Source organism: Burkholderia gladioli (assembly GCF_000959725.1).
In the GTDB taxonomy this organism is placed as follows: domain Bacteria; phylum Pseudomonadota; class Gammaproteobacteria; order Burkholderiales; family Burkholderiaceae; genus Burkholderia; species Burkholderia gladioli.
In genome coordinates, this window is record NZ_CP009323.1 from 4,184,652 (window position 1) to 4,207,501 (window position 22,850).

Sequence of the window (22,850 nt, forward strand, 5' to 3'; positions counted from 1 at the left end):
ACGGCGGATCCCGCCGCCCGCGCCGGAAATGACGGATCGTCCGCCGGCCCGGCGAAAATCGTGCTGCAGCGCAAGGCGGCCCGCGAACGCGGGCCGCGGCGTTTTTGACGTATGATTTTCGTATTGCCATCCGGAGTTTCACCATGCGTTCCGTCGACGCCGCCGCGCCGCCTGCCCACACCGCCGCTCCCGCCTCCGATAGCCCCATCAGCCTCGACTGGGTCCGCGACCTGGTCGCGATGGACACCACCAGCCGCGTACCGAACCTCGGCCTGATCGAAACCGTGCGCGACGCGCTGGCCGAGCGCGGTATCGCCTCGACGCTGACGCACGACAAGCGCGAGGGCTGGGCCAACCTGTTCGCGACGATCCCCGCCCACGACGGCACCACCGACGGCGGCGTGGTGCTGTCCGGACACACCGACGTGGTGCCGGTCGACGGCCAGGACTGGGACAGCGACCCGTTCAAGCCGGCGATCCGCGACGGCCGGCTGTACGGCCGCGGCACCTGCGACATGAAGGGTTTCATCGGCGCGGCGCTCGCGCTGGTGCCCGAGATGCAGGCCGCCAGGCTCGCCAAGCCGATCCATCTCGCGCTGTCCTACGACGAGGAAATCGGCTGCGCGGGCGCCCCGCTGCTGATCGCCGACCTCAAGCAGCGCGGCCTCAACCCGAGCGGCTGCATCGTCGGCGAGCCGACCAGCATGCGCCCGATCATCGCCCACAAGGGCATCAACACCTATCGCTGCTGCGTGCGCGGGCACGCCGCCCATTCCTCGCTGACGCCCAAGGGGCTCAACGCGATCGAATACGCGGCGCGGCTGATCTGCCATATCCGCGACATCGCCGACGAATTCCGCGCCAAGGGCCCGTTCGACGAGCTCTACGACGTGCCGTTCACCACCGCGCAGACCAGCCAGATCCAGGGCGGCAACGCGATCAACACGGTGCCGGCCGAATGCCGTTTCTCCTTCGAATTCCGCAACCTGCCGACGCTCGATCCCGACGCGATCTTCGCGAAGATCGACGCCTATGCGCGCGATACGCTGCTGCCGAAGATGCGCCGCGAGCATCCCGACGCGGCCATCGAGATCTCGAAGATCGCCTCGGCGCCGGGGCTCGACGCCGACGAGCAGGCCGCGATCACGCAACTGGTGCGCGCGCTGAGCGCCGACCAGTCGCAGCGCAAGGTCGCCTACGGCACCGAGGCGGGCCTGTTCGCCAATGCCGGCATCCCGAGCGTGGTCTGCGGGCCCGGCAACATCGAGCAAGCGCACAAGCCGAACGAATACGTCGAGCTGGCTCAGCTCGACGGCTGCGAACGCTTCCTGCGCAAGTTCATCTACAGCATGACCCTCGCCTGATCCGCCCGATACGGCACTCGCCGTTCGCGGCGGGTGCCCCGCCCGCCGCCATGTCGACTCTTGCTCCCCCCACCGCCCACGCCGCCATCAACGGCGAACCGATCCCCACGCTCGACGACATCGCCGCCGAGCACTTCGCGCTGACGCCCTGGGTCTCGCGCACGCCGGTGTTCGAGCGTGCCGACCTGCCGGCGCTGGAAGGCACCCACGTCAACCTCAAGTTCGAGCTGCTGCAGGCCAGCGGCAGCTTCAAGCTGCGCAGCGCCTTCGCCAACCTGCTGGCGCTGAGCGAGCCGCAAAAACGCATCGGCGTGACCTGCGTGTCCTCGGGCAACCATGCGACCGCCGTCGCCTACGCGGCGATGCGGCTCGGCCTGAGCGCCAAGGTGGTGATGCTCGACAGCGCCGGCACCGCGCCGCTCGCGCTGTGCCGCCAGTACGGCGCCGAGGTGGTGCTCGCGGCCGGCCGTGCCGACGCCTTCGAGCTGGTGCGGCGCATCGAGGCCGAGGAAGGCCGGCAGTTCATCCACCCCTTCAACGGCTACCGCACCATCCTCGGCACCGCCACGCTCGGCTACGAATGGGCCACCCAGGCACCCGACCTCGACGCGGTGATCGTGCCGGTCGGCGGCGGCGGCCTGGCGGCCGGCCTCGCCACCGCGCTGCGGCTGGCCAATCCGCGGGTGCGCGTATATGGCGTCGAGCCCACCGGCGCCGACGTGATGAGCCGCAGCTTCGCGGCCAACCGGCCGGTCGAGGCGCGCGCGCCGCGCACCATCGCGGACGCGCTGGCCGCCGCCACGCACACCGAGGAATACAGCTACGAGCTGTGCCGGCGCCATCTGGAGCGGCTCGTCACGGTCGATGACGAGGCCTTGCGCGCGGCCATGCTGTACCTGTTCACGCATCTCAAGACCGCCGTCGAGCCTGCCTGCGCCGCGCCGATCGCGGCCCTGCTCGGGCCGCTGCGCGAAATCCTGCAGGGCCGGCGCGTGGGCGTGCTGCTGGCCGGCTCGAACATCGAGGCACCGCGCTTCGCCGCGCATCTCGAGGACGCACGGCGCGGCCACTGAGCGCCAGGGGCGCGACGATATCCCCAGCTTGTGTTGAAGAACCTGTGGACAAGCGCCTGACAAGCGAGCCAAGTGCTTGATCGGTCAGGCTTTCGCCGCGCTGCCTCGAATCGGTCACGAAATGCGCAGGGCGCCGCCGCGGCCGGTTTCGCGCCGCGCTTGACGCGGCCCCTGCCCGTGCCGCATCCTCGCCGGAAATTCCTTGTGCGCTCAAGGGCTTGGGGCGCCTTCCCCGGGCTTATCAACAAGGATCTCAACACAAACTGTGGATAAATCGCGCAGCATCGGTCGAGGCCGTCGACCGTCTGCCCGCGCGAGAGCAGACTCGCAGCACGAGCCGGTGCGCCGCGCCATGCGAACCGGTATCGCCGTCCAGCCTTCGCCAAAGAAAGGAGTCTCGCGATGCGCGTCAAGCCGTCCCGCCGTGATCCGATTTCCGCGTCGAGCCCGAGGTCAAACTCGGCCTCGTCTTCCCCGCCCGCGGCACGCCGCGCGCTGCGCCTCGCCGCCGTGTTGTCGAGCGCTGGCTGGCTCGCCGCCTGCGCGCCGCTGCCGGCCACCTCGCAGGCAGGCGCCTCGCCCGACAACCCGCCCGCCTGCGATGCGGCCGGCACCCATCCCGCCTGGCAGGCCGAACTGATGTTCGGCCGCGATATCGCGGGCCGCGGCCCGCTCACCGATGCCGAGCGCAGCGCCTTCGTCGCCGAGATCGTCACGCCGCGCTTCCCCGACGGCCTCACGCAATGGGATACGCAGGGACAGTGGCGCGATCGCGAAACCGGCGCGATCGTGCGCGAAGCCTCCTTCGTGATCCGCCTGGTCGCGCCGCCCACCCCCACCACGCGCCAGGCGCTCGACGACGTGCGCGACGCCTACAAGCAACGCTTCCAGCAGCAATCGGTCGGGCTGCTCGTCACGGATATCTGCGCGTCGTTCTGATCGCGTCCCGCGCCGCGCGGCTGCATCCCGTTGCTTCCGCGCAAACCGCCGGGACGAAAAAAAGCCCGGCAGGATCTGCCGGGCTTTCGCCAATTCTCGCGATGCCCGCCTGCCGCGGCGGGCACCTGCTTTCGTCAGGGCTTGTTGCCCTCGAACATGTCCATGATCTGCTGCCGTTCCTGCTGCGTGACCGGCGGCGGCGTGAGACCCGCCGCGCCCGCCGCGCCGAGCGCGTCGTTGGCATTGATCGGGTTGCCGGCCTCGTTGATGTCGACGTTCGAGACGAAGCCGTTGCCCGGTGTGTGATCGGCGAAGTACAGTTCGCCGTCGATGGTGGTCAGGCCGTCGGGCATCGCCATCTGCTGCTCGGGCACGCCACGCAGGGCGGTGCGCATGTAGTTGACCCAGATCGGCAAGGCAAGCTGGGCGCCGAATTCGCGGCTGCCCAGGCTCTTGGGCTGGTCGTAGCCCATCCAGGCCACCGCTACCAGCGACTGCTGGTAGCCGGCGAACCAGCCGTCCTTGGCGTCGTTGGTGGTACCCGTCTTGCCCTGCAGGTCGCCGCGGCCCAGCACGTTCGAACCGGCGCCGGTGCCGGCGGTGGCCACCGTGTGCAGCATGCTGTTCATCACGTAGGCGTTGCGCGCGTCGATCGTGCGTTGCGCGTTGCTGCCGGCGATCGCCGGCTGCGCCTTCTGCAGCGGCTGGCCATGCGCGTCGTCCACTTCCGCGATCAGGTAGGGATCGACGCGGAAACCGCCGTTGGCGAACACCGAGTAGGCACCCGCCAACTGCAGCGGCGTGACGAGCCCGGCGCCGAGCGCCATCGGCAGGTAGGGCGGCGTCTTGGCCGGATCGAAGCCGAAGCGCTGCGTCACGTAATCCTGCGCGTACTTGGTGCCGATCGAGGCCAGGATCCGGATCGAGACCAGGTTCTTCGAGCGGCGCAGCGCATCGCGCATCGTCATCGGGCCGTCGGGCTGGTCGTCGTCCTTCGGCTCCCAGGCGGTGCCGCCCGGCGTGCTCGGCGGGAAGTACAGCGGCGCGTCATTGATGATGGTCGCCGGCCCCAGGCCCTTCTCGAGCGAGGCCGAGTAGATGAAGGGCTTGAAGCTCGAACCGGGCTGGCGCCAGGCTTGCGTGACGTGGTTGAACTTGCTCTTGTTGAAATCGAAGCCGCCCACCAGCGAGCGGATCGCGCCGTCCTGCGGCGTCAGCGCGATCAGCGCGCCTTCCACCTGCGGCAGTTGCGAGACCTGCCAGGCATCCTTGCTGTCCTTGGTGACGCGCACGATCGAGCCGGGCTTGATGCGCAGCGCGTCGCTCGCGCGCGGGCTCAGCGCGGCCGCCACGAAACGCAGGTTCGCGCCGTTCACGGTGGCGCTCTCGCCGCCGACGAACTGCACCTGCACCGCCGAGGGCGAGGCCGCGGTGACCACCGCCGATTGCAGGTCGCCGTTGTCGGGATGGTCGGCCAGCGCGTCGTCGATCGCCTCGTCGCGCGAATCGCCGGGCGCCGGCAGCGCGATGAAGCCTTCCGGGCCGCGATAGCCGTGACGGCGCTCGTAGTCGAGGATGCCGCGGCGCACCGCCTGGTAGGCCGCTTCCTGGTCGGCCGAGTTGATGGTGGTGGTGACCGTCAGCCCGCGCGTATAGGTTTCGTCCTTGTACTGCGCGTACATCATCTGGCGCACCATCTCCGAGATGAACTCGGCATGCACCGCGTACTGGTTGCCCGGCGTGCGCGTGTGGATCTCCTCCTTCACGGCCTGGTCATACTGCTGCGGCGTGATGTAGCCGAGATCGCGCATGCGCTGCAGGATGTACTCCTGGCGCACCTTGGCACGCTTGGGATTGACCACCGGGTTGTAGGCCGAGGGCGCCTTGGGCAGCCCGGCCAGCATGGCCGCCTCGGCCAGCGTGATGTCCTTGAGGTCCTTGCCGAAATACACGCGCGCGGCCGCGGCGAAACCATAGGCGCGCTGGCCCAGGTAGATCTGGTTCATGTACAGCTCGAGGATCTGGTCCTTGCTCAGGGTCTTCTCGATCTTGTACGCGAGCAGCATCTCGTAGATCTTGCGCGTGTAGGTCTTCTCGCTCGACAGGAAGAAGTTGCGCGCCACCTGCATGGTGATGGTGCTGGCGCCCTGGCGCGCGCCGCCGTGCATCAGGTCGGCCACGCCGGCGCGCAGGATGCCGACGAAGTCGACGCCGCCGTGCTCGTAGAAGCGGTAGTCCTCGATCGCGAGCACCGCCTTCTTCATCACGTCGGGAATGTCCTGGAAGCGCACCAGGCTGCGGCGCTCCTCGCCGAACTCGCCGATCAGCACGTGGTCGGCCGTGTAGACGCGCAGCGGCACCTTCGGCTGGTAGTTGGTCAGCGCGTCGAGCGAGGGCAGCTGCGGGGCCATCACCACCAGCGCATAACCGACGATCAGCGCGCCGATCACGCCGGCCACCGCGAACAGCCCGGCGAACCACAGCGCGATGCGCGTGCCGATCGAGCGACGGCGGGGTTCACGATCGTCGCGGTCGCGGTCGCGCCGGTCGCCGCCGCCATGGCGATCGGACTCATCCGCGTAGAACGCACCGGAAGGCGAGCGGCGTAACTTGTAATTGGGTTCGGAGTCGGACGGGCGTTTGATGATCGGCATGTCGGAATGGCGGGCGCGGCTGCGGCACCGTGGGCGTGCGCGGTTGGACTGCAGTGACGCGCGTGTGGATCGATACGTCAGGCTTTACGCGATGAGGATGGAGCGTAGCACGTCGACAGACCCCGGCACGCAGGGATCCGTTCCCGCGACGTGACAGCGCATTTTAATGAAATCGCCCCGGCGTCCCGGCGTTTTTTTGTAAGAATTTCCTCTATTTGCCCCGTCCTGGGGCGCGCGACGCGATTCAGTGCCCATCTCGATGGCCCGCTTCGGCGCTTCGGGCACGCTTGTCTGCACGACGAGGCTTTCAGTCGCGAAAGCATTGTATCCATCTGTGTTCGCCCCTTGGAAATTCGCCGCCTCGACCGTATTTTCCCGTCGCGCGAAGCGAGCTGCGCTCCCCCGCAAAACGCCGTGTTTAAGCGGCGTTTAAGCGATCCGGTGGTGTAATATCCGCCGGCATGTCGGGCGCGAACGCGCCGCGCGGCTGAGGTGGTCGCCGACCACTTCGTTTTTCATCCATGGAGGGTTTCATGTCGCTTTTCGACTCTGTTTCGCGCACGCTCAAGGGCCTGCTGAATGACGCGGCCGACTCGGTGCAGGATCCGTCGCGCGACGCACGCCAGATCGTGCGGGAGCTCGACGACAGCATCGCCCGGGCCGAGAACTCGCTGATCGAGATCGAAGCCCAGGTGGCCACCCAGCGCAGCAAGCGCGACGCGGCCGCCGACAAGGTCAGGAAGTACGAGGACGGCGCCAAGCGCGCGCTGCAATCGGGCGACGAATCGCTGGCCCGCGAGGCGCTGACGGCGCAGACCAACGCCGAGGTCGAGCGCGATGCGCTCGCGCACGAACTCGAGGCGCTCGAGCCGTCGGTCGACAAGCTCAAGGCGCAGATCGCCGACATGCGCCAGCGCCGCAACGACCTCAACACGCGCTCGAACATCCTGCAGGCCAAGCAGGAAATCGCGCAGGCCAAGGACGTTGCGGCCACCGCGCTGGGCGGGATCGGCGGCAAGGACCTGTCGGCCGACTTCCAGAAGCTGGAGGACAAGGTCGCGCTGTCGAACGCACGCTCGGACGCGCGCCTGAACTCGGCCGACAACAACAGCGGCAAGGCGCTCGACGACAAGCTCGCCGCGCTGAACCGCGGCCCCTCGGTCGACGATCGTCTCGAAGCGCTGAAGAAGCAACTGAACACGCCGGCGCAGTAACACGCGCACCGGCCGCCGCGCGGCGCCGGGACCTTCCCGCCCGCGCGGCCTCTCCCCTCAAGGAGGCAGGCTCGCCGCCTGGTCCATCATGAAGAAATTCGTCGCTGCCGCCGGCATCGCCCTGCTCGTCGCCTCGGCGAGCGTGTTCGCGGCCGTGCCCTCGCTCCAGCAAGTCATCCAGTCGATCAACCAGCAGAACTGGCAACGCGCCGACAGCCAGCTCAGCCAGGTCATCGCCGCTCATCCCGACAACGCGCGCGCCCACTATCTGTATGGCCAGGTGCTCGACCGCGAAGGCCGCCCGGCCGACGCGCTGGCCGCGATCGAGCGCGCCCGCTCGCTCGATCCGACGCTGCACTTCACCACCCCGAGCGCCTTCGCGCAGACCGAGTCCAGGCTGCGCGCCGACGCGAACCGCGCCTCGGGCGAACGTCGCTCGGCCACCGCCGGCGGCGCGCTGATGCCGAGCGCCACACCGCCGAGCGCGATGCAGACTTCCTCGCTCGCGCCGGCCGCCAAGCCCGCGCATCACGGCCCCGGCATGATCGCCTGGCTCGGCCTGATCGCCGTGATCGTGGTGGTCGTGCTGGTGCTGCGCCGCACGCTGAACCGTTCGCGCGCGGCCGGCAACCAGGAAGCCGACAACGAACGGCGCGCGCAGTTGAAGCGCGCCACCGACCTGCTCAACGAGGTGCGCCCGCTCAAGCTCGATGCGCGCATCTCCACGGCACCGGGCGCGTCGGCGTTGACCGGCGAGATCGAGGCGGTCGAGAGCGATGCGCTCGGCCTGGTCGAGACGCTCTCGAAAGGCAAGAGCCCGGTGGCGCCGTACCAGGTCGAGGAGCTCGAGCGCCGCTTCGCGAGCCTGAAGGCGCGCGTCGAGGGCCGCCCCGATCCGAACGCGGCACCGGCCGCGCCGGCGGCCGCTTCGGGTTCGGTGTTTGCTCAGGAGGCCGATCGCCTGAGCCAGCCACAGCAGCCGTATCCGCCGTCGTACCAGCCCTATCCGCCGCAGTCGCCGTATCCGCCGCAACCGCAGCAGCCGCCCGTGATCGTGCAGCAGGGCGGCGGCTTCGGCGGCGGGATGGGCGGCCTGCTGACCGGCGTGCTGCTCGGCGAGGCGCTCTCGGGCGGCCGCGAGCGCGTGGTCGAGCGCGACGTGATCGTCGACGACCAGCGCCAGCGCTCGGGCGGCGGCGGTTTCGACCTCGGCAACAACGGCGGCGGGAACGATGCTGGCTTCGATGTCGGCCAGGGCGACAGCTGGAGCACCGACAGCGGCGACAGCGGCAGCGTCGACCTGGGCAGCAACGACGACGACTGGAACAACAGCTGAGGGCGCCTGCCCGGGATCATGCCGGGCAACGCGGGCTGCGAGCGCGCAGCAGCAACATCGAACGGGCCGGCGACGGCCCGTTTTTCATGGTCTGCCGGCAGGCCGGGACTTTGTTAACATTTTTCAGACGAACTATCGGTGTCCGATCGGGTTCGTTATGATGTCCGCCATCGCCGTGCGGGCCTTGCCGCCGCACATTCCCGCTTCTATCCCCTTCCCTGGAGCAACCCGCTTATGAGCATGATCAAGGAATTCAAGGAGTTCGCCGTCAAGGGCAACGTGATGGATCTGGCCGTCGGTGTGATCATCGGCGCCGCGTTTTCGAAGATCGTCGATTCGATCGTCAAGGACCTGATCATGCCGGTGATCGGCGTGGTCACGGGCGGCCTCGACTTCTCGAACAAGTTCATTCAGCTCGGACCCATCCCCGCCAGCTTCAAGGGCAATCCCGATTCCTACAAGGATCTGCAGGCGGCGGGCGTCGCCCTGTTCGGCTACGGCTCGTTCATCACCGTGCTGATCAACTTCATCATCCTGGCCTTCATCATCTTCTTGATGGTGCGTTTCATCAACAAGCTGCGCCGCCCGGCAGTGGCCGAACCGGCCGCGCCGGCGCCGACGCCCGAGGACGTGATGCTGCTGCGCGAGATTCGCGACGAACTGAAACGCCGCTGATCACCCACCGCGCTTCCAGCCCGATCGAGCCCGCCGAGCGCGGGCTTTTTTGCGTCCTCTTTTGTGCGGCGCACGCGAAAATCGTGCGGCGATACGCGGGAAAACACTCATCGATTCGGCCACCGAAACAAGGCTTTTTTATGAATCAGGCCTGCACGCGCCGCGTTCGCGGGACTATCATGAAGCTAGCAATGACATTACACAGGCGCAAACAGCGCCGACATGACGATCGTGGGCATTCAGCTGTCCGGCGTATCGCGGCTCGCTCGAAGCCGTCGCGTCGAACTTCGTGAAGCCGGCATTTTCGTATGCTATAAAAGATCGGCATGCGGGCGCTCGAGCCGGTTTGGGGGTGGGTCGCATGACAAAGCCACAAATCTTGCAATCGTTTTTGACGCGAGTGTTTATGTCCTTTCCGAAAAAACGCCGACGCGGGCAGGACGACGGTCACGAGTCGTTTCTCGCCGTCCTGCGCCATGCGAAACCGTTCGCCCAGCTCGATACCAAGATCGCGCGCGCCAGGGCTCAGGACGAGCCGGTGCTGTACGCGCACGTGCTGCCGGGTCTGGACGTCCTGCTCTGCACCGTGCGCGGTGCGCATCCGCCCTATCCCGCCATCGCCGACCTGCGCAAGCGCTGCGTCGAGTCGATCAGCCACGCGCTCGAGCAGCCGCTCGACGGGCTGGAGAACGGCGGCTACTGGTACGAGGCGAACGGCTTCGGTTTCCTGGTGTTCGCCAGCCGAGCGCGGGCCCGCATCCTGCCGGAATTCGCCGGCGGCCCGGCGGGCGAGCGCAGCGCGAGCCGGCAGAACGCCGGCGACACCACGCCCCGCTCGCTCTGAGCCGCCGGACCTGAACGGGCCGCGAGTCGATCAGGACCGCGGCCCGCTTCGTATCGGCTGACGATCCAGGTCGCCTGCCGGCGCTCCCGCCGCGCGGCGAGCACGACGACGGCGACGCGCCGCCATCCCCTTGCGCAATGTCCCTCAGGCGCGCCCGCCCGGGCGCACGATATCGATGAAGGCCGAGAAGTCGGCATCGGCCAGGCCCATCGCCGAACCCAGGCGCAGCAATTGCTGGACGGCGCCCGCCACCGGCATCGCGGCGCCCGCCTCGCGCGCGGCATCGGCGATTGTTTCGGCATCCTTCCTGAAGGTGGAGAGCGCGCCGAGCGGCGCGTGCCCGGCCGAGGTCATGCGCGGCACGAAGGTCTGCAGCAGCACCGAATCGGCCCAGCCGCCCGCCAGCGCCTCGGACAGCCGCGCGGCATCGATGCCGCTGGCCTGGGCGAGCCCGACCGCCTCGGCGATCGCGGCCACCGTGGCGGTGACGATCGCCTGGTTGCAGAGCTTGGCCGTCTGTCCCGCGCCGGCCTCGCCCAGGTGCGTAAGTCGCGAGGCATAGGCGGCGATCAGCGGACGAACCGCCTCGACCTCGTCGGCCGGGCCGCCCGCCATCACCGCGAGCGTACCGGCCTGCGCGCCCGGCACGCCACCCGAGACCGGCGCGTCGATCCAGGCCACCCCCGCTTGCGCGGCGCGCGCCGCGTAGTCGCGCGTGGCGGCCGGCGGAATCGAGGAATGATCGACGATCCGGCGCAGGCGCCGCCGCTCCGGTTCGCCGGACAGCAGCCCATACGCGCCGAACACCACTTCGCCGACCGCGGCCGCGTCGAGCACGCACAGCATCACCGTCTCGACCCGCCCGGCCATCTCGCGCGGCGTATCCGCCACGCTGGCGCCCTCGGCCGCCAGCACCTCGGCCCTGGCGCGCGTGCGATTCCAGACCTGCACCTGGTGCCCCGCGCGCAGCCAGTGCCGAATCATCGGCGCGCCCATCAGTCCCGGCCCGCAAAATCCTGCTTCCACGTCGTTCCCCGCAATCGAATTGAACTCGGCGCCCATCATACCGATCACTCCTAGATGCGCGGGCGCTCGGCAGCGCTGCCGGCTCTCGCGCATGCGTCCACTGACTCCGGAGGAATCATGAGCGACCATGTCTACAAGCTGATCGAACTCACCGGTTCGTCGCAGAAATCGAGCGACGATGCCATCCGCAACGCCATCGCCAAGGCCGCCAGGACACTGCATGGCCTGAACTGGTTCGAGGTGATCGAAACGCGTGGCCATATCGAGGGCGACCAGGTCATGCATTGGCAGGTCACGCTGAAGGTTGGCGTCCGCCTCGACGACTGAACCCCGCTGCTTCGCCACTGCGGTCTTGCGCGCGACACCTCGACAGCGAGGTGCCGCGCCTCCGGATCGCACCGCCGTCGACGATCCCGTCACGGCGCTATTCCTCTTCGAATATCTCGAAACCCCGCTCTACTGCGGTTTACGCCCGCTTGACGCTCATTTCTGTCCATATTAAAAATCATATATCCCCATGATCCATCGATCAGCCTGAAGATATATAACCCGGAGAAAACATGAGCCAACAACGCGAGGCGATCGACACCTACCTGCTGCGCGTCCTGCACACGCTGCTGATGGAGCGCAGCGTGACACGCGCGGCGGTCAAGCTGAACCAGTCGCAGCCGGCGATCAGCGCCGCGCTGCGACGGCTGCGCGACATCACCGGCGATCCGCTGCTGGTGCGCGGCAAGTCGGGCATGGTCCCGACCGAATACGGGCTGCGCCTGCTCGAGCCGGTGCAGAACGCGCTGCGCGAGATCGAGCGCATCAAGTTCCAGCAGCACAACTTCGATCCGGCCACCTCGATCCGCTGCTACCGGATCGGCTGCCCCGACTACCTGAACGTGCTGTTCGTGCCGACCGTGGTGGAGCGCTTCCGCCACGCGGCGCCGAACGCGACGCTCGAATTCCATTCGCTCGGCCCCGCCTTCGACTACGAGCTGGCGCTGGAGGACGGCAAGCTCGACATCGTGATCGGCAACTGGCCCGAGCCGCCCGAGCAGCTCCACCTGTCGAACCTGTTCGTCGACAAGATCGTCTGCCTGATGAGCAACACGCATCCGTTCGCCAAGCGCGGCGGGCTCACGCTCGACCAGTACCTGAACGCGCCGCACCTGGCGCCCACGCCCTACTCGGTCGGCCAGCGCGGCGCGATCGACGTGCACCTGGCGCGCGAGCGGCTCAAGCGGCACGTGGTCGTCACGCTGCCCTACTTCAACCTGGCGCCCTATGTGCTGGTGAAGTCGGACCTGATCTTCACCACCACGCGGCTGTTCGCCGATCATTACGCGAAATTCCTGCCGCTGTCGGTGGTGCCCGCCCCGCTCGATTTCCCGCCGATGCAGTACTACCAGCTCTGGCACGAACGCTGCCATTACTCGGACGAGGTGCGCTGGCTGCGCAGCCTGGTGGCCGAGGCCACCCGCACGTTGATCGACGCCTGAAGCGCCTGCGCGGCCGGCAGCGCCTCGGCGCGTGTCCGGCCACGCGAGGCGCGGTGCGCGCCGCGAGCATTGTCCGAATCCGCTTCAGCGCGCCGCCTCCAGCAACTGCCGCGCGAGCCGGTTGTGATGCTCCACCAGCGGCCCGAGATCGACCGTCGCGAGCTGTCCCTCGCGCACCAGCACCCGCCCGTTCACGACGCTCCAGGCCACCTGCGACGGCGCGCAGAACACCAACGCGGCGACCGGGTCGTGCAGCGCGCCGGCGAACAGCGGCTGGCGCAGGTCGAAGGCGACGAAATCGGCGGCCATGCCCGGCGCCAGCGCGCCGATGTCGTCGCGGCCGAGCACGCGCGCGCCGCCGAGCGTGGCGATCTCCAGCGCCTCGCGCGCCGTCATCGCATCCGGCCCGAATCCAACCCGCTGCAACAGCAACGCCTGGCGCACCTCGGCCACCATCTGCGCGCCGTCGTTCGAGGCCGAACCATCCACGCCGAGCCCGACCGGCACGCCGGCCAGCCGCATCCGGCGCACCGGCGCGATGCCCGAGGCGAGCCGCATGTTCGAGCATGGGCAATGCGCGACGCCCGTGCCGGTGCGCGCGAACAACGCGATGCCGGCCTCGTCGAGCTGCACGCAGTGCGCGTGCCAGACATCGGGGCCGACCCAGCCGAGATCCTCGGCATATTCGGCCGGCGTCATGCCGAATTTCTCGCGGCTGTAGGCGAGGTCGTTGACGTTCTCGGCCAGATGCGTGTGCAGCGAGACGCGATGCGCGCGTGCGAGCTTCGCCGATTCGCGCATCAGGTCGCGGCTCACCGAGAACGGCGAGCACGGCGCCACCACGATGCGCAACATCGCGTAGCGTGCCTCGTCGTGCCAGGTCTCGATCAGGCGCTGCGTGTCGGCGAGGATCGCGTCCTCGCGCTCGACCACCGAATCGGGCGGCAGGCCGCCGTCGCGCTGGCCGACGCTCATGCTGCCGCGGCTGGCATGAAAGCGCAGGCCGATCCGCTGCGCGGCGCCGATGCTGTCGTCGAGCCGGGCGCCGTTCGGATAGAGATAGAGATGGTCGCTCGAGGTGGTGCAGCCCGAGAGCAGCAGCTCGGCCATCGCCGTCAGCGTCGAGACCTCGATCATCTCCGGGGTCAGGTTCTCCCAGATCCGGTACAGGTTCGTCAGCCAGCCGAACAGCTCGGCGTCCTGCGCGGCCGGCACGGCGCGCGTCAGGCTCTGGTACATGTGGTGATGGGTATTGACCAGGCCCGGGATCACCAGGTGGCCGCGCAGGTCGAGCACCTCGTCGGCCGTCTCGGGCAGCGTGTCGGTCGGGCCGACCGCGACGATCCGGTTGTCCTCGACGTAGAGGCCGCCATCGCGGATTTCGCGCCGTTCGCCGTCCATCGTCACCAGCACCTCGGCATGGCGTACCAGCAACGTGCGGCCGGGGCGGCCGGCGTTGGAATGCAAGGAGGAGGAAGCTTGCGCGGCATGGCGCGCGATCGGGTCCTGCATGGTGGTTCTCCGTTCGGTGGCGCCGCCTGGGCGGCCTGGCGGCATCCGACCGGGAGCGGCGGCGCCGAAAACCGTGCCGCCGCGTCCTGTCGAACGCCCGTGGCCCGGTTACCCGGCTTGCTCGCCGTCTTCGGGGCTCGCCGCGCGGCCGGGCCGCGTGCGAGCCGGTCGAGCATCGCGCAGGCGCGTCCCGAATGCAAGGCTTGTCGTCGAATACCGCGCTTCACGCCGACAATATGATGGGATAAGTTGGATCCGATGCGCCGGCCAGCGAATCGACCGCCCGGCATGGCCCCGCCGCTCATGCGCGACGGCTTATCTTCGCTATCGCGGCCGATTCGCGTCCCCGGCATTCTTAAAATGGCGACTCGGCGCTCGCTTCGATCCGCCGACGGGTATGTAGCCACCGACGTGGAGCCTCGATCCGCCGCCATCCCTGGATCGAGGCCGCGTTTACTCTTCGCATTCACACAAGGACCAAGCGAATGGGAAAGCTGACTACCCACGTACTCGACACCGCGCACGGCCGCCCCGGTGCCGATATCCGCATCGAACTGCATGCGATCGACGGCGACACGCGCCGCGCGCTGCTCACCGCCACCACCAATAGCGACGGGCGCTGCGATCGCCCGCTGCTCGAAGGCGAGGCACTGCTCGCCGGCGAATACGAACTGGTGTTTCATACCGGCGATTATTTCGCCGCGCTGGGCGTCGAGCTGCCGGCGCCGCGCTTCGTCGACCGCGTGGTGCTGCGCTTCGGCGTGGCCGACCCCGACGCGCACTACCACGTGCCGCTGCTGGTCTCGCCCTGGTCCTACAGCACATATCGCGGCAGCTGACAACGCATCGGCCCTGCCCGCCCCACATTCGATAACAAGGACTCGAGTCTGTCTGGAGGAGTTTCATGGAAGGTTTCATCACCGACTGGCTGAATCTCGCGATTCGCTGGTTGCACGTCATCTGCGCGATCGCCTGGATCGGCGAATCGTTCTACTTCGTCGCCCTCGACAACAGCCTCAAGCCGCCCAAGGATCCGAACCAGCGCCAGCGCGGCGTGTTCGGCGAGCTCTGGCACGTGCACGGCGGCGGCTTCTACAACATGCAGAAGTACACGGTCGCACCGCCCGAGATGCCGGAGGACCTGCACTGGTCGAAGTGGCCTTCCTATACCACCTGGATGTCCGGCTTCGGCCTGTTCTTCGTGCTCTACCTGCTCGCGCCGAACACCTACCTGATCGACCGCAACGTGCTCGACATGGGGCCGGTGGTGGCCGTGTCGGCCGCGCTCGGCTTCCTGATGGCGGGCTGGATCGTCTATGACTGCGCCTGCCGCCTGCTCGGCAACCGCGATCGCCTGCTCGGTGCCTTCGTCGGCCTCTACGTGGTGCTGGCGGCCTGGCTGGCCTGCCATGTCTTCTCGGGCCGCGCGGCCTACCTGATCGTCGGCGCGATGCTCGCCACCATCATGTCGGCCAACGTGTTCTTCGTGATCATCCCCGGCCAGCGCAAGATGGTCGACAAGATGCTCAAGGGCGAGACGCCGAACCCGATCTACGGCAAGCGCGGCAAGCAGCGCTCGGTGCACAACACCTACTTCACGCTGCCGGTGGTGTTCGCGATGCTGTCGAACCACTACGCGATGACCTACGCCAACCAGTACAACTGGATCGTGCTGGTGATCATCATGCTGGCCGGTGCGCTGATCCGCCAGTTCTTCGTGATGCGCCACCGCGGCCAGCAGCTCTGGTACCTGCCGCTGGGCGGCGTCGCGCTGATGCTGCTGGCCCTTGTCTGGACCATGCCGCGCCCGGTCGCGCCGCAGGCCGAGGCGGCCAACCTGCCCAAGCTCTCGATCAAGGATATCGAGCCGGTGCTGCAGCAGCGCTGCGTGGCCTGCCACTCGGCCAAGCCGACCATGATGGGCAGCGCGCCGGCCGGCGTGATGTTCGACACGCCCGAGCAGATCGCGCAGAACGCGCAGCGCATCTACCAGCAGGCCGTGCAACTGAAGGCGATGCCGATCGGCAATGTCACCCACATGACCGACGACGAGCGCACCAAGATCGCGGCGTGGTTCGAGGCGGGGGCGGCGAAGTAGGCAGCCGGTCGTTTCGACGGCTTGAAAAGGAAGGGCTCGCGGATTCGCGAGCCCTTTTTTGTTCCGTGCTTCCTGGATGCCGGCGCACGACGATGGCCGACGCGGCTCGCGCGATGCGCTTATTCGGCGATCGAGCGAATCACGCGCGCCGGGTTTCCGCCCGCCAGCGTATCGCGAGGCACGTCGCGCGTGACGACCGCGCCCGCGGCGACCACCGAATTTTCTCCAATCGTCACGCCGCCGAGAATGATCGCGCCGGCGCCGATCCAGACGTTGTTCTCGATCACCACCGGCTTGGCCACCACGCCGCTGCGCCGCCGCGAGGGCTCGACGGGATGGCCTGAGGTGAGGATGCTGACATTGGGGCCGATCATCACCTGATCGCCGATGTCGATGCCGCCGAGGTCGTAGAAGGTGCAGTTCTGGTTGATGAAGACCTGGCGGCCGACACGGATATCGGTGCCACCGGTCGAATAGAACGGCGGAATCAATGAAAAACCGTCGTCGACCGGCTTGCCGATCAGTTCGCGGAACAGGGCGCGGACCGCATCCGCATCGTCGAACGTCAATCGGTTGAGCGCCGCCGTGATCGCCATCGCGCGCTTGACGCTCGCCACCATCGCCGCGGATTCCGGCGTTCCCCTTGAAATCGTCCTGGTTCGTCCGTCGTCGCTCATTCCCTGTCCTTTTTGCTCGCCATTGCCTGACCGCATCGATATCCGGCAGGAAACTGTACCGCATCCCGGCGGCCGCTCGCCTGTCGAAGGTCGACGCCAACAAAAAGGCCTTGCGAACCCTTCGGTCCGCAAGGCCTTTGCGCTGCTTGGTGCTACCGCGTTTCTCCCAGGCTCGCTCGCCCGCCCTCGCCATGCTCAGGCAGCGACGTGATGCAGCGCCTCCTCGGTTAGCCACAGCGATTCCTCGAGCATCTGCTCGTTCAGGTTCGAGCCTTCCCCGCCGCGATCGACCACCACGAAATCGCTGACCTCGCCCAGCGCGATCAGCGGATGGTGCCAGACGCCCTTCGCGTAGTTCACGCCCTGCCAGCCGTTCGAGACGAAGGCACGAATCTGCGCCGGATCGAGTTCGCCGGCCGGCGCGACCACCACCAGGTAAGGCCGCTCCGACAAGGGCAGGAAGGCCTGGCTGCCGAGCGGATGCCGTTCGAGCATCTTCACCTCGAAGGGCAACGCGCGCGGCTGGCCGCGAAACAGGTTGACGAGCGTGTGGCCGCCCTGCTCGGCGACATCCACCCGGGCCAGATCGTGGAAGCGGATCGTGGTGCCGAGATTGATCGGGATCTGCCTGGCGCCCTCGGTCTCGATCACATCGCCGAAGGGCGCGAACGCCGCGCGCGTCAGCGCTTCGATGGTCAGCGTCTTCATTGGCCGAGCGTGCCCCAGATGCGCAGACGCGAGACGCCGCCGTCCGGGATGATGTTCAGGCGCACGTGCGTGACGGGGCCGAGCGCGGCCAGTTCCGATTCGAAATAATGCTGCTTGTCCATCTGCAGCTTCTGCTCGCCGAGCAGGACCGGCCAGAACATCGCCTGCGTGACCAGCGAGCTGTCGGTGCCGCCCGTCACGTGGGCCGCCTGGATCGAGCAACGATCGGGATAGTTGCCCTTGAAGTGCGCGGTGTCGACCTCGACCTTGCGGATCACGCCCGGGCGTGCCAGCGCGATGATCGCCCAGTCGTTGCCCGGCTCGCGCCGGCGCCGCGTCTCCCAGCCGTCGCCCATGTTCACGCCGCGGCCCGGCAGCAGGATGGACGAGGCCAGCCCGAAGTGCTGGTTGTTGGCGGCAATCACGTGGCCGCCGTTCTCCATCGCGGCCAGGTCGAACAGCTCGCTGCGGCTCGCGCCTTCCCAGTCGAGCTTCGGCTGCCCATAGACGCGCAGCCGCGCGATCCCGCCGTCCGGATAGATGTTCACGCGCAGGTGCGTGTAGGGCGTGCTGTCGTCGACTGCCACGTAATGGTGGCTATTGCCCTGCAGCGTGGTGGACGGCACGATCTCGACCCAGTGCGTGCTCTGGTTCGGCGTGCCGTCGGGCAGGTAGCAGGCTTGCACCGAGGCGGCCGGCGGGAAGTTGCCGGTGAAATGGCTGGTGTCGAGGTCGAGCCCCTTGATCACGCCAGGGCGCGCCAGCTTCACCAGGCACCAGTCGTAGCCGGTGGTGCGCTTGCGGCGCGTCTCCCAGCCGTCCATCCACTTGCCGTGATCGTCGTACTTGCCCGGGATGAACACGGCCGGCTCCGGGTTCAGCATCCGCTCCTTCGGCGCGAAGAAGTCGTCGCTCGCCTCGAGTGCCTGCGCCCCCAGACGCGGATCGGCCAGGTTCACGTAGCGACGCGTGAATTCGGGAGCATTGGGATCGAGCAGCGGAATGGCCATGATGAGGTCCTTATGGGAAGTTCGTGAAAAGAGCGGCGCCCGCCGAAACGGGCGCGACTGGAGCGCCGCGGCGCGCGGCCCGAGCCGTGCACCGCGGGGCGAAACTCAGGCGTCGATCAGGTCGTCGAGCCGGAACCGCGCGATCCGGGCGATCTGCTCGAGGCTCGCGCGCAGCTCCTGCTCGCGCGTGTTCGCCACGCGCGATTCGAAGTTCGCGATGATGCCGTGACGGTCGTAGCCGCGCACGGCCAGGATGAAGGGGAAACCGAATTTCTCGCGATAGGCGCGATTGAGCGACTGCAGCTTGTCGAACTCGGCCTGGCTGCACTGGTCGAGCCCCGCGCCGCTCTGCTCGCGCGTCGACTCGGCCGTCAGCTCGCCGCGTACCGCCGCCTTGCCGGCCAGCTCCGGGTGGGCATTGACCAGCGCGAGCTGGCGCTCGCCGCCGGCCGCGTCGACCACGCCAGACATCGCCGCGTGCAGCGCCGCGATGCTGGCATAGGGGCGCCCCGCCGCCGCCGCCTCGGCCACCCAGGGCGAATGTTCGAAGATTCCCGACAAGGCGGCGACGAACGCGTCCTCCGCCATTTCGTTCAGTTCTGCCAAGGTGTATTGCATCGCCTTCATGCCGCCTCGTCGCCTCGGTTGGTGGTGGAATACGGATGATGCTCGCGCCAGTGGCGCGCGATATCGACGCGGCGCGTGACCCAGACGCGATCGTGCTGCTCGATGTGATCGAGGAAGCGCTGCAGCGCTCGGAACCGCCCCGGCCGCCCGAGCAGCCGGCAATGCATGCCGATCGACATCATCTTCGGTGCCTCGCCGCCCTCTTCGTAGAGCACGTCGAAGGCGTCGCGCAGGTAATGGAAGAAGTGATCGGCCGTATTGAAGCCCTGCGGCGTCGCGAAGCGCATGTCGTTGGTGTCGAGCGTGTACGGCACGATCAGTTGCGGCCGGCTCGCCCCGCCCGTGACGGGCACCTCCATCCAGAACGGCAGATCGTCGCCGTAGTGATCGGAGTCGTACAGGAAACCGCCGTATTCGGCCACCAGGCGATGCGTGTTCGGGCTGTCGCGCCCGGTGTACCAGCCCAGCGGGCGCACGCCCGTGACGCGCTCGATCGCCTCCATGCCGAGCCGCATGTGCTCGGCCTCGCGCTCGGGCGACATGTCCTGGTAGTGGATCCAGCGCCAGCCGTGGCAGGCGATCTCGTGGCCGAGTTCGACGAAGGCGCGCCCCAGCTCCGGGTGCCGCTCGATCGCCATGCCCACGCCGAACACCGTGAGCGGCAGGCCGCGCTTCTCGAACTCGCGCAGGATGCGCCAGACGCCGGCGCGCGAGCCGTATTCGTAGATCGACTCCATGCTCATGTGGCGCGCCGGGTAGGAAGCCGCGCCGACGATCTCGGAGAGGAACTGCTCGGAGCCGGCATCGCCGTGCAGCACGCAGTTCTCGCCGCCTTCCTCGTAATTGAGCACGAATTGCACGGCGACGCGCGCGCGGCCCGGCCAGTTGGCCTGCACCGGGTGCCGGCCATAGCCGATCAGGTCGCGCGGATAGTGGGAATCATGTGACATGGTTGGATGCGAATGAAGACCCGGGTTTGAGGGTGCTCGCATCGGCAAACCGGCAGCAAATCGGCGGCGGATCAGGCGATGAATCAGCGGCGGATCAGGCGGCGCGGCGCGCCGATGCGAGGGTTGGGCCAGTGTAGCGAAAAGGCCTGGGAGCGCCCATACAGCCAAACGGATAGTGCGGGTCACGTCCGGTGTATGTGCGCTCGCCGCATGCGCTAGGCCGTGGTGGCGGCCGCGCCGCGCGGGGCGGCCGCCTGGCCGCTCGCGGCGCTGCCGGCGGCGCCTGGAACGCCGGCAGGCAGGCCCTCGGCATCGGGGCCAAAACGCGCGAATTCGCCGTCGTAGCGCTTCTCGATCGGGCGCGCGTACTCGCCGCGCTTGGCCGTGGCCAGCCGCAGCGCGACCAGCGCCTCGACCCACTTGAGCGCGGCCGTCACGCCCTCCACCACCGGGGCGCCGATCGCCTGCTCCACTTCATGCGCGAACTCCGCCATGCCGGCGCAGCCCAGCACGATCGCCTCGGCGCCGTCCTCGTCGAGCGCGCGGCGGCATTCCTCGACGATCAGGCGGCGCGCCGAGGAGCCGGGCCGGTCGAGTTCGAGCACGGCCACGTCGGTGGCGCGCACGTTGCGACAGAAACGCTGCATGCCGTAGCGCTCGGCCAGGTGCCAGGCCAGGCCGCGCGTGCGCGAGAGCGTGGTCACCACCGAGAAGCCCGGCGCCAGCACGCTGGCCGCGTGCATCGCGGCCTCGGCGATGCCGATCACCGGCCCGCGCGCGATCTCGCGCGCCGCGTACAGGCCCGGATCGCCGAAGCAGGCGATCACGTAGCCGTCGAAGCCATCGCGTTCGCCGGCCGCGATCTCGGCCAGCAGCCCCGGCACCGCGAGTGCGTCGTCGTAATGACTCTCGATCGAGGGCGGCCCCATGGTCGGGCTGACCGCCACCACGGCCGTGCCCGCGTTGGCCACCTCGCGCGCGCAGCGCCCCATCGCCTCGGTCATGCGCTGCGTGGTGTTCGGGTTGATGAGCTTGATCTTCATGTCGTCTCCGGATTGCTTGTCGTGCTCGTAGTGCTTGTCCTGCTTGCCCGCGCCCGCGGCCGGCGCGGGCCGGTGCTCATTTCGCCACGATGCGATAGGTCAGGCCGGCCAGCAGCGCGCCGACGAACCACGAGAAATTCGCCAGCCCCGAGAGCGCCGGCACCATCACGCAGGCGATCGCGATCGCCGCAGCCGGCAGCAGCGAGTACACCGCGCGCCGGTTCACGCCGCCGCGATACCAGTAGGCCCCCGTCTCCGCCAGCGTGTAGAGATCGTCGCGCTTGAGCGCGCCGCGCTTGACCAGATAGAAGTCGACGATCAGCACGCCGTAGAGCGGCCCGATGAAACTGCCGAGGATGTCGAGCGTGTAGTGGATCACCGCCGGGTTGTTGAACAGGTTCCAGGGCGTGATGAAGATCGAGGCGACGGCAGCCAGCATGCCGCCGGCGCGCCAGCTGATCAGGCGCGGCGCCACGTTCGAGAAGTCGAAGGCCGGCGACACGAAGTTCGCGACGATGTTGATGCCGATGGTGGCGATCGTGAAGGTCAGCGCGCCGAGGATCACCGCGGTCGGATGATCGATGCGGCCCACCGTGGCCACCGGGTCGGTGATCAGTTCGCCGAACACCGGCAGCGTGGCGGCGGTGGTGATCACGGTCACCAGCGAGAAGGCCAGGAAGTTGACCGGCAGCCCCCAGAAGTTGCCGCGCTTGACGGCGCGGTAGCTGCCGCAGTAGCGGGAGAAGTCGCCGAAGTTCAGCATCGGCCCGGAGAAGTAGGACACCACCAGCGCGATCGCCGTGATCATCACCGGCAGCGCCTCGGCGCCGTGGTAGCGCACGCCGCCGAGGTTCAGGCCGATGTTGCGCCAGCCCGCGCGCCAGACCATGTAGCCGGCCAGCACGAACATCACCACGTAGACGGCCGGCCCCGCGAAGTCGATGAACTTCTTGATGGTCTCCATGCCGTTCCAGAACACCAGCGCCTGCAGCACCCAGAGCAGCATGAAGCCGGCCCAGCCGAGCGCCGAGAGGCCGAGGAAGCCGTAATGATGGACGTCCGCGTAGGGCATCCACTGAGGCACGAACTTGAGCACCACGATCACCAGCGCGCTGGAGGCCAGGTAGGTCTGGATGCCGTACCAGGCCACCGCGATCAGGCCGCGGATCACCGCCGGCACGTTCGCGCCGAGCACGCCGAAGGTGGCGCGACAGGCCACCGGATACGGCACGCCGAGCTGCTGGCTGGGTTTCGCGATCAGGTTGCAGAGCACGTTGACGATGCCGATGCCCACGATCAGCGACACCAGCACCTGCCAGCTCGTCAGGCCCAGCGCGAACAGGCTGCCGGCGAACACGTAGCCGCCCACCGAGTGCACGTCCGACATCCAGAACGCGAAGATGTTGTAGGCGCCCCAGCCCTGCTGCGCGAGCGGCGCGAGATCCTCGTTGTGGAGACGTTCGCTGTAGCCGGCCGGCACGGCGGGCTCGCCGCCGTCGGTTCCGTCCTCGTGATACGGGCTGCTTCCTGGCGCGATGGTGAACTGAGCCATGACATCTCCTTGCCTGCCGCGGTCGAGCCGCGCGATCGTCATTGAAATCGCGGCCGGA

21 protein-coding genes are annotated in these 22,850 nt (G+C 68.1%); 11 read left to right on the forward strand and 10 right to left on the reverse strand.

Annotation, left to right across the window (positions count from 1 at the left end):
* The first annotated feature begins 143 nt into the window (after positions 1-143).
* The 3 genes from argE to BM43_RS35325 all read left to right on the forward strand — a co-directional run bounded on the left by argE (position 144) and on the right by BM43_RS35325 (position 3,376).
* Positions 144-1,364 carry an acetylornithine deacetylase gene (argE, locus tag BM43_RS35315; protein ID WP_036051179.1) on the forward strand — a complete coding sequence of 407 codons (1,221 nt, stop codon included), beginning with the start codon at positions 144-146 and terminating at the stop codon, positions 1,362-1,364.
* A 50-nt stretch (positions 1,365-1,414) separates the two neighbouring features.
* Positions 1,415-2,437 (forward strand): threonine/serine dehydratase family protein, encoded by a 1,023-nt coding sequence (locus BM43_RS35320; protein ID WP_036051177.1) that lies wholly within the window; start codon positions 1,415-1,417, stop codon positions 2,435-2,437.
* A gap of 402 nt (positions 2,438-2,839) precedes the next feature.
* Positions 2,840-3,376, forward strand: a complete 537-nt coding sequence (locus BM43_RS35325; protein ID WP_080741929.1) for a DUF3574 domain-containing protein — start codon at positions 2,840-2,842, stop codon at positions 3,374-3,376.
* A gap of 134 nt (positions 3,377-3,510) precedes the next feature.
* On the opposite strand, the gene BM43_RS35330 is transcribed toward BM43_RS35325, so the two are convergent.
* Positions 3,511-6,030: a penicillin-binding protein 1A gene (locus BM43_RS35330; protein WP_013698374.1), complete on the reverse strand. Its 2,520-nt coding sequence runs from the start codon at positions 6,028-6,030 to the stop codon at positions 3,511-3,513.
* 533 nt (positions 6,031-6,563) lie between these two features.
* Between BM43_RS35330 and BM43_RS35335 the strand changes: the two genes are divergently transcribed.
* The 4 genes from BM43_RS35335 (at position 6,564) to BM43_RS35350 (ending at position 10,099) form a co-directional block, all read left to right on the forward strand.
* Positions 6,564-7,244, forward strand: coding sequence for a PspA/IM30 family protein (locus BM43_RS35335; protein WP_013698375.1), 681 nt, complete (start codon positions 6,564-6,566; stop codon positions 7,242-7,244).
* Positions 7,245-7,332: 88 nt separating this feature from the next.
* A complete protein-coding gene (locus BM43_RS35340) occupies positions 7,333-8,580 on the forward strand; it encodes a tetratricopeptide repeat protein (RefSeq protein WP_036051174.1) in 1,248 nt (415 codons plus the stop codon).
* 234 nt (positions 8,581-8,814) lie between these two features.
* On the forward strand, positions 8,815-9,255 hold the full coding sequence (gene mscL, locus BM43_RS35345) for a large conductance mechanosensitive channel protein MscL (RefSeq protein WP_036040068.1): 441 nt from the start codon (positions 8,815-8,817) through the stop codon (positions 9,253-9,255).
* A gap of 406 nt (positions 9,256-9,661) precedes the next feature.
* On the forward strand, positions 9,662-10,099 hold the full coding sequence (locus BM43_RS35350) for a hypothetical protein (protein WP_013698378.1): 438 nt from the start codon (positions 9,662-9,664) through the stop codon (positions 10,097-10,099).
* Between the two features lie 144 nt (positions 10,100-10,243).
* On the opposite strand, the gene BM43_RS35355 is transcribed toward BM43_RS35350, so the two are convergent.
* Entirely contained in the window at positions 10,244-11,164 is a 921-nt protein-coding gene (locus BM43_RS35355) for an NAD(P)-dependent oxidoreductase (RefSeq protein ID WP_172535110.1), read from the reverse strand.
* Between the two features lie 78 nt (positions 11,165-11,242).
* Here BM43_RS35355 and BM43_RS35360 point away from each other — a divergent pair, with 78 nt between their 5' ends.
* Together BM43_RS35360 and BM43_RS35365 are read left to right on the forward strand one after the other, a co-directional pair.
* On the forward strand, positions 11,243-11,452 hold the full coding sequence (locus BM43_RS35360) for a dodecin (protein WP_013698380.1): 210 nt from the start codon (positions 11,243-11,245) through the stop codon (positions 11,450-11,452).
* A 233-nt stretch (positions 11,453-11,685) separates the two neighbouring features.
* Positions 11,686-12,615, forward strand: coding sequence for a LysR substrate-binding domain-containing protein (locus BM43_RS35365; protein WP_013698381.1), 930 nt, complete (start codon positions 11,686-11,688; stop codon positions 12,613-12,615).
* An 84-nt stretch (positions 12,616-12,699) separates the two neighbouring features.
* Here the strand turns inward: BM43_RS35365 and BM43_RS35370 are convergent, their stop codons facing one another.
* Entirely contained in the window at positions 12,700-14,127 is a 1,428-nt protein-coding gene (locus tag BM43_RS35370; RefSeq protein ID WP_230676270.1) for an 8-oxoguanine deaminase, read from the reverse strand.
* Positions 14,128-14,612: 485 nt separating this feature from the next.
* On the opposite strand from BM43_RS35370, the gene uraH reads away from it, so the two are divergent.
* Together uraH and BM43_RS35380 are read left to right on the forward strand one after the other, a co-directional pair.
* Positions 14,613-14,966, forward strand: coding sequence for a hydroxyisourate hydrolase (gene uraH / locus BM43_RS35375; protein WP_036051167.1), 354 nt, complete (start codon positions 14,613-14,615; stop codon positions 14,964-14,966).
* Between the two features lie 65 nt (positions 14,967-15,031).
* Positions 15,032-16,225: a urate hydroxylase PuuD gene (locus tag BM43_RS35380; RefSeq protein ID WP_013698384.1), complete on the forward strand. Its 1,194-nt coding sequence runs from the start codon at positions 15,032-15,034 to the stop codon at positions 16,223-16,225.
* Between the two features lie 119 nt (positions 16,226-16,344).
* Here BM43_RS35380 and BM43_RS35385 read toward each other — a convergent pair whose 3' ends face one another.
* The 7 genes from BM43_RS35385 to BM43_RS35415 all read right to left on the reverse strand — a co-directional run bounded on the left by BM43_RS35385 (position 16,345) and on the right by BM43_RS35415 (position 22,792).
* Complete coding sequence (locus tag BM43_RS35385) at positions 16,345-16,902, reverse strand: sugar O-acetyltransferase (protein ID WP_036051164.1); 558 nt, start codon at positions 16,900-16,902, stop codon at positions 16,345-16,347.
* A 195-nt stretch (positions 16,903-17,097) separates the two neighbouring features.
* Positions 17,098-17,610 (reverse strand): ureidoglycolate lyase, encoded by a 513-nt coding sequence (locus BM43_RS35390; protein WP_036051163.1) that lies wholly within the window; start codon positions 17,608-17,610, stop codon positions 17,098-17,100.
* Positions 17,607-18,620 (reverse strand): allantoicase, encoded by a 1,014-nt coding sequence (gene alc, locus BM43_RS35395; protein WP_036051161.1) that lies wholly within the window; start codon positions 18,618-18,620, stop codon positions 17,607-17,609. Before alc ends, BM43_RS35390 begins: the two co-directional genes overlap by 4 nt.
* Before the next feature lie 105 nt (positions 18,621-18,725).
* Positions 18,726-19,247, reverse strand: coding sequence for a 2-oxo-4-hydroxy-4-carboxy-5-ureidoimidazoline decarboxylase (uraD, locus tag BM43_RS35400; RefSeq protein ID WP_036051159.1), 522 nt, complete (start codon positions 19,245-19,247; stop codon positions 18,726-18,728).
* On the reverse strand, positions 19,244-20,197 hold the full coding sequence (gene puuE, locus BM43_RS35405) for an allantoinase PuuE (RefSeq protein ID WP_036051157.1): 954 nt from the start codon (positions 20,195-20,197) through the stop codon (positions 19,244-19,246). Before puuE ends, uraD begins: the two co-directional genes overlap by 4 nt.
* A 215-nt stretch (positions 20,198-20,412) precedes the next feature.
* Positions 20,413-21,240 (reverse strand): aspartate/glutamate racemase family protein, encoded by an 828-nt coding sequence (locus BM43_RS35410; protein WP_025096711.1) that lies wholly within the window; start codon positions 21,238-21,240, stop codon positions 20,413-20,415.
* Positions 21,241-21,316: 76 nt separating this feature from the next.
* A complete protein-coding gene (locus BM43_RS35415) occupies positions 21,317-22,792 on the reverse strand; it encodes an NCS1 family nucleobase:cation symporter-1 (protein ID WP_036051155.1) in 1,476 nt (491 codons plus the stop codon).
* Between the last annotated feature and the right edge of the window lie 58 nt (positions 22,793-22,850).

Bases quoted from the DNA above. Each gene is read 5' to 3' on its own strand.
- BM43_RS35360 (WP_013698380.1), top strand. From the start codon at position 11,243: ATGAGCGACCATGTCTACAAGCTGATCGAACTCACCGGTTCGTCGCAG.
- puuE (WP_036051157.1), bottom strand. From the start codon at position 20,197: ATGTCACATGATTCCCACTATCCGCGCGACCTGATCGGCTATGGCCGG.
- BM43_RS35335 (WP_013698375.1), top strand. From the start codon at position 6,564: ATGTCGCTTTTCGACTCTGTTTCGCGCACGCTCAAGGGCCTGCTGAAT.
- uraH (WP_036051167.1), top strand. From the start codon at position 14,613: ATGGGAAAGCTGACTACCCACGTACTCGACACCGCGCACGGCCGCCCC.
- BM43_RS35365 (WP_013698381.1), top strand. From the start codon at position 11,686: ATGAGCCAACAACGCGAGGCGATCGACACCTACCTGCTGCGCGTCCTG.
- BM43_RS35385 (WP_036051164.1), bottom strand. From the start codon at position 16,902: ATGAGCGACGACGGACGAACCAGGACGATTTCAAGGGGAACGCCGGAA.
- BM43_RS35370 (WP_230676270.1), bottom strand. From the start codon at position 14,127: ATGCAGGACCCGATCGCGCGCCATGCCGCGCAAGCTTCCTCCTCCTTG.
- BM43_RS35355 (WP_172535110.1), bottom strand. From the start codon at position 11,164: ATGATGGGCGCCGAGTTCAATTCGATTGCGGGGAACGACGTGGAAGCA.
- BM43_RS35350 (WP_013698378.1), top strand. From the start codon at position 9,662: ATGTCCTTTCCGAAAAAACGCCGACGCGGGCAGGACGACGGTCACGAG.
- BM43_RS35390 (WP_036051163.1), bottom strand. From the start codon at position 17,610: ATGAAGACGCTGACCATCGAAGCGCTGACGCGCGCGGCGTTCGCGCCC.
- alc (WP_036051161.1), bottom strand. From the start codon at position 18,620: ATGGCCATTCCGCTGCTCGATCCCAATGCTCCCGAATTCACGCGTCGC.
- BM43_RS35325 (WP_080741929.1), top strand. From the start codon at position 2,840: ATGCGCGTCAAGCCGTCCCGCCGTGATCCGATTTCCGCGTCGAGCCCG.
- uraD (WP_036051159.1), bottom strand. From the start codon at position 19,247: ATGAAGGCGATGCAATACACCTTGGCAGAACTGAACGAAATGGCGGAG.
- mscL (WP_036040068.1), top strand. From the start codon at position 8,815: ATGAGCATGATCAAGGAATTCAAGGAGTTCGCCGTCAAGGGCAACGTG.
- BM43_RS35340 (WP_036051174.1), top strand. From the start codon at position 7,333: ATGAAGAAATTCGTCGCTGCCGCCGGCATCGCCCTGCTCGTCGCCTCG.
- argE (WP_036051179.1), top strand. From the start codon at position 144: ATGCGTTCCGTCGACGCCGCCGCGCCGCCTGCCCACACCGCCGCTCCC.
- BM43_RS35320 (WP_036051177.1), top strand. From the start codon at position 1,415: ATGTCGACTCTTGCTCCCCCCACCGCCCACGCCGCCATCAACGGCGAA.
- BM43_RS35415 (WP_036051155.1), bottom strand. From the start codon at position 22,792: ATGGCTCAGTTCACCATCGCGCCAGGAAGCAGCCCGTATCACGAGGAC.
- BM43_RS35410 (WP_025096711.1), bottom strand. From the start codon at position 21,240: ATGAAGATCAAGCTCATCAACCCGAACACCACGCAGCGCATGACCGAG.
- BM43_RS35330 (WP_013698374.1), bottom strand. From the start codon at position 6,030: ATGCCGATCATCAAACGCCCGTCCGACTCCGAACCCAATTACAAGTTA.
- BM43_RS35380 (WP_013698384.1), top strand. From the start codon at position 15,032: ATGGAAGGTTTCATCACCGACTGGCTGAATCTCGCGATTCGCTGGTTG.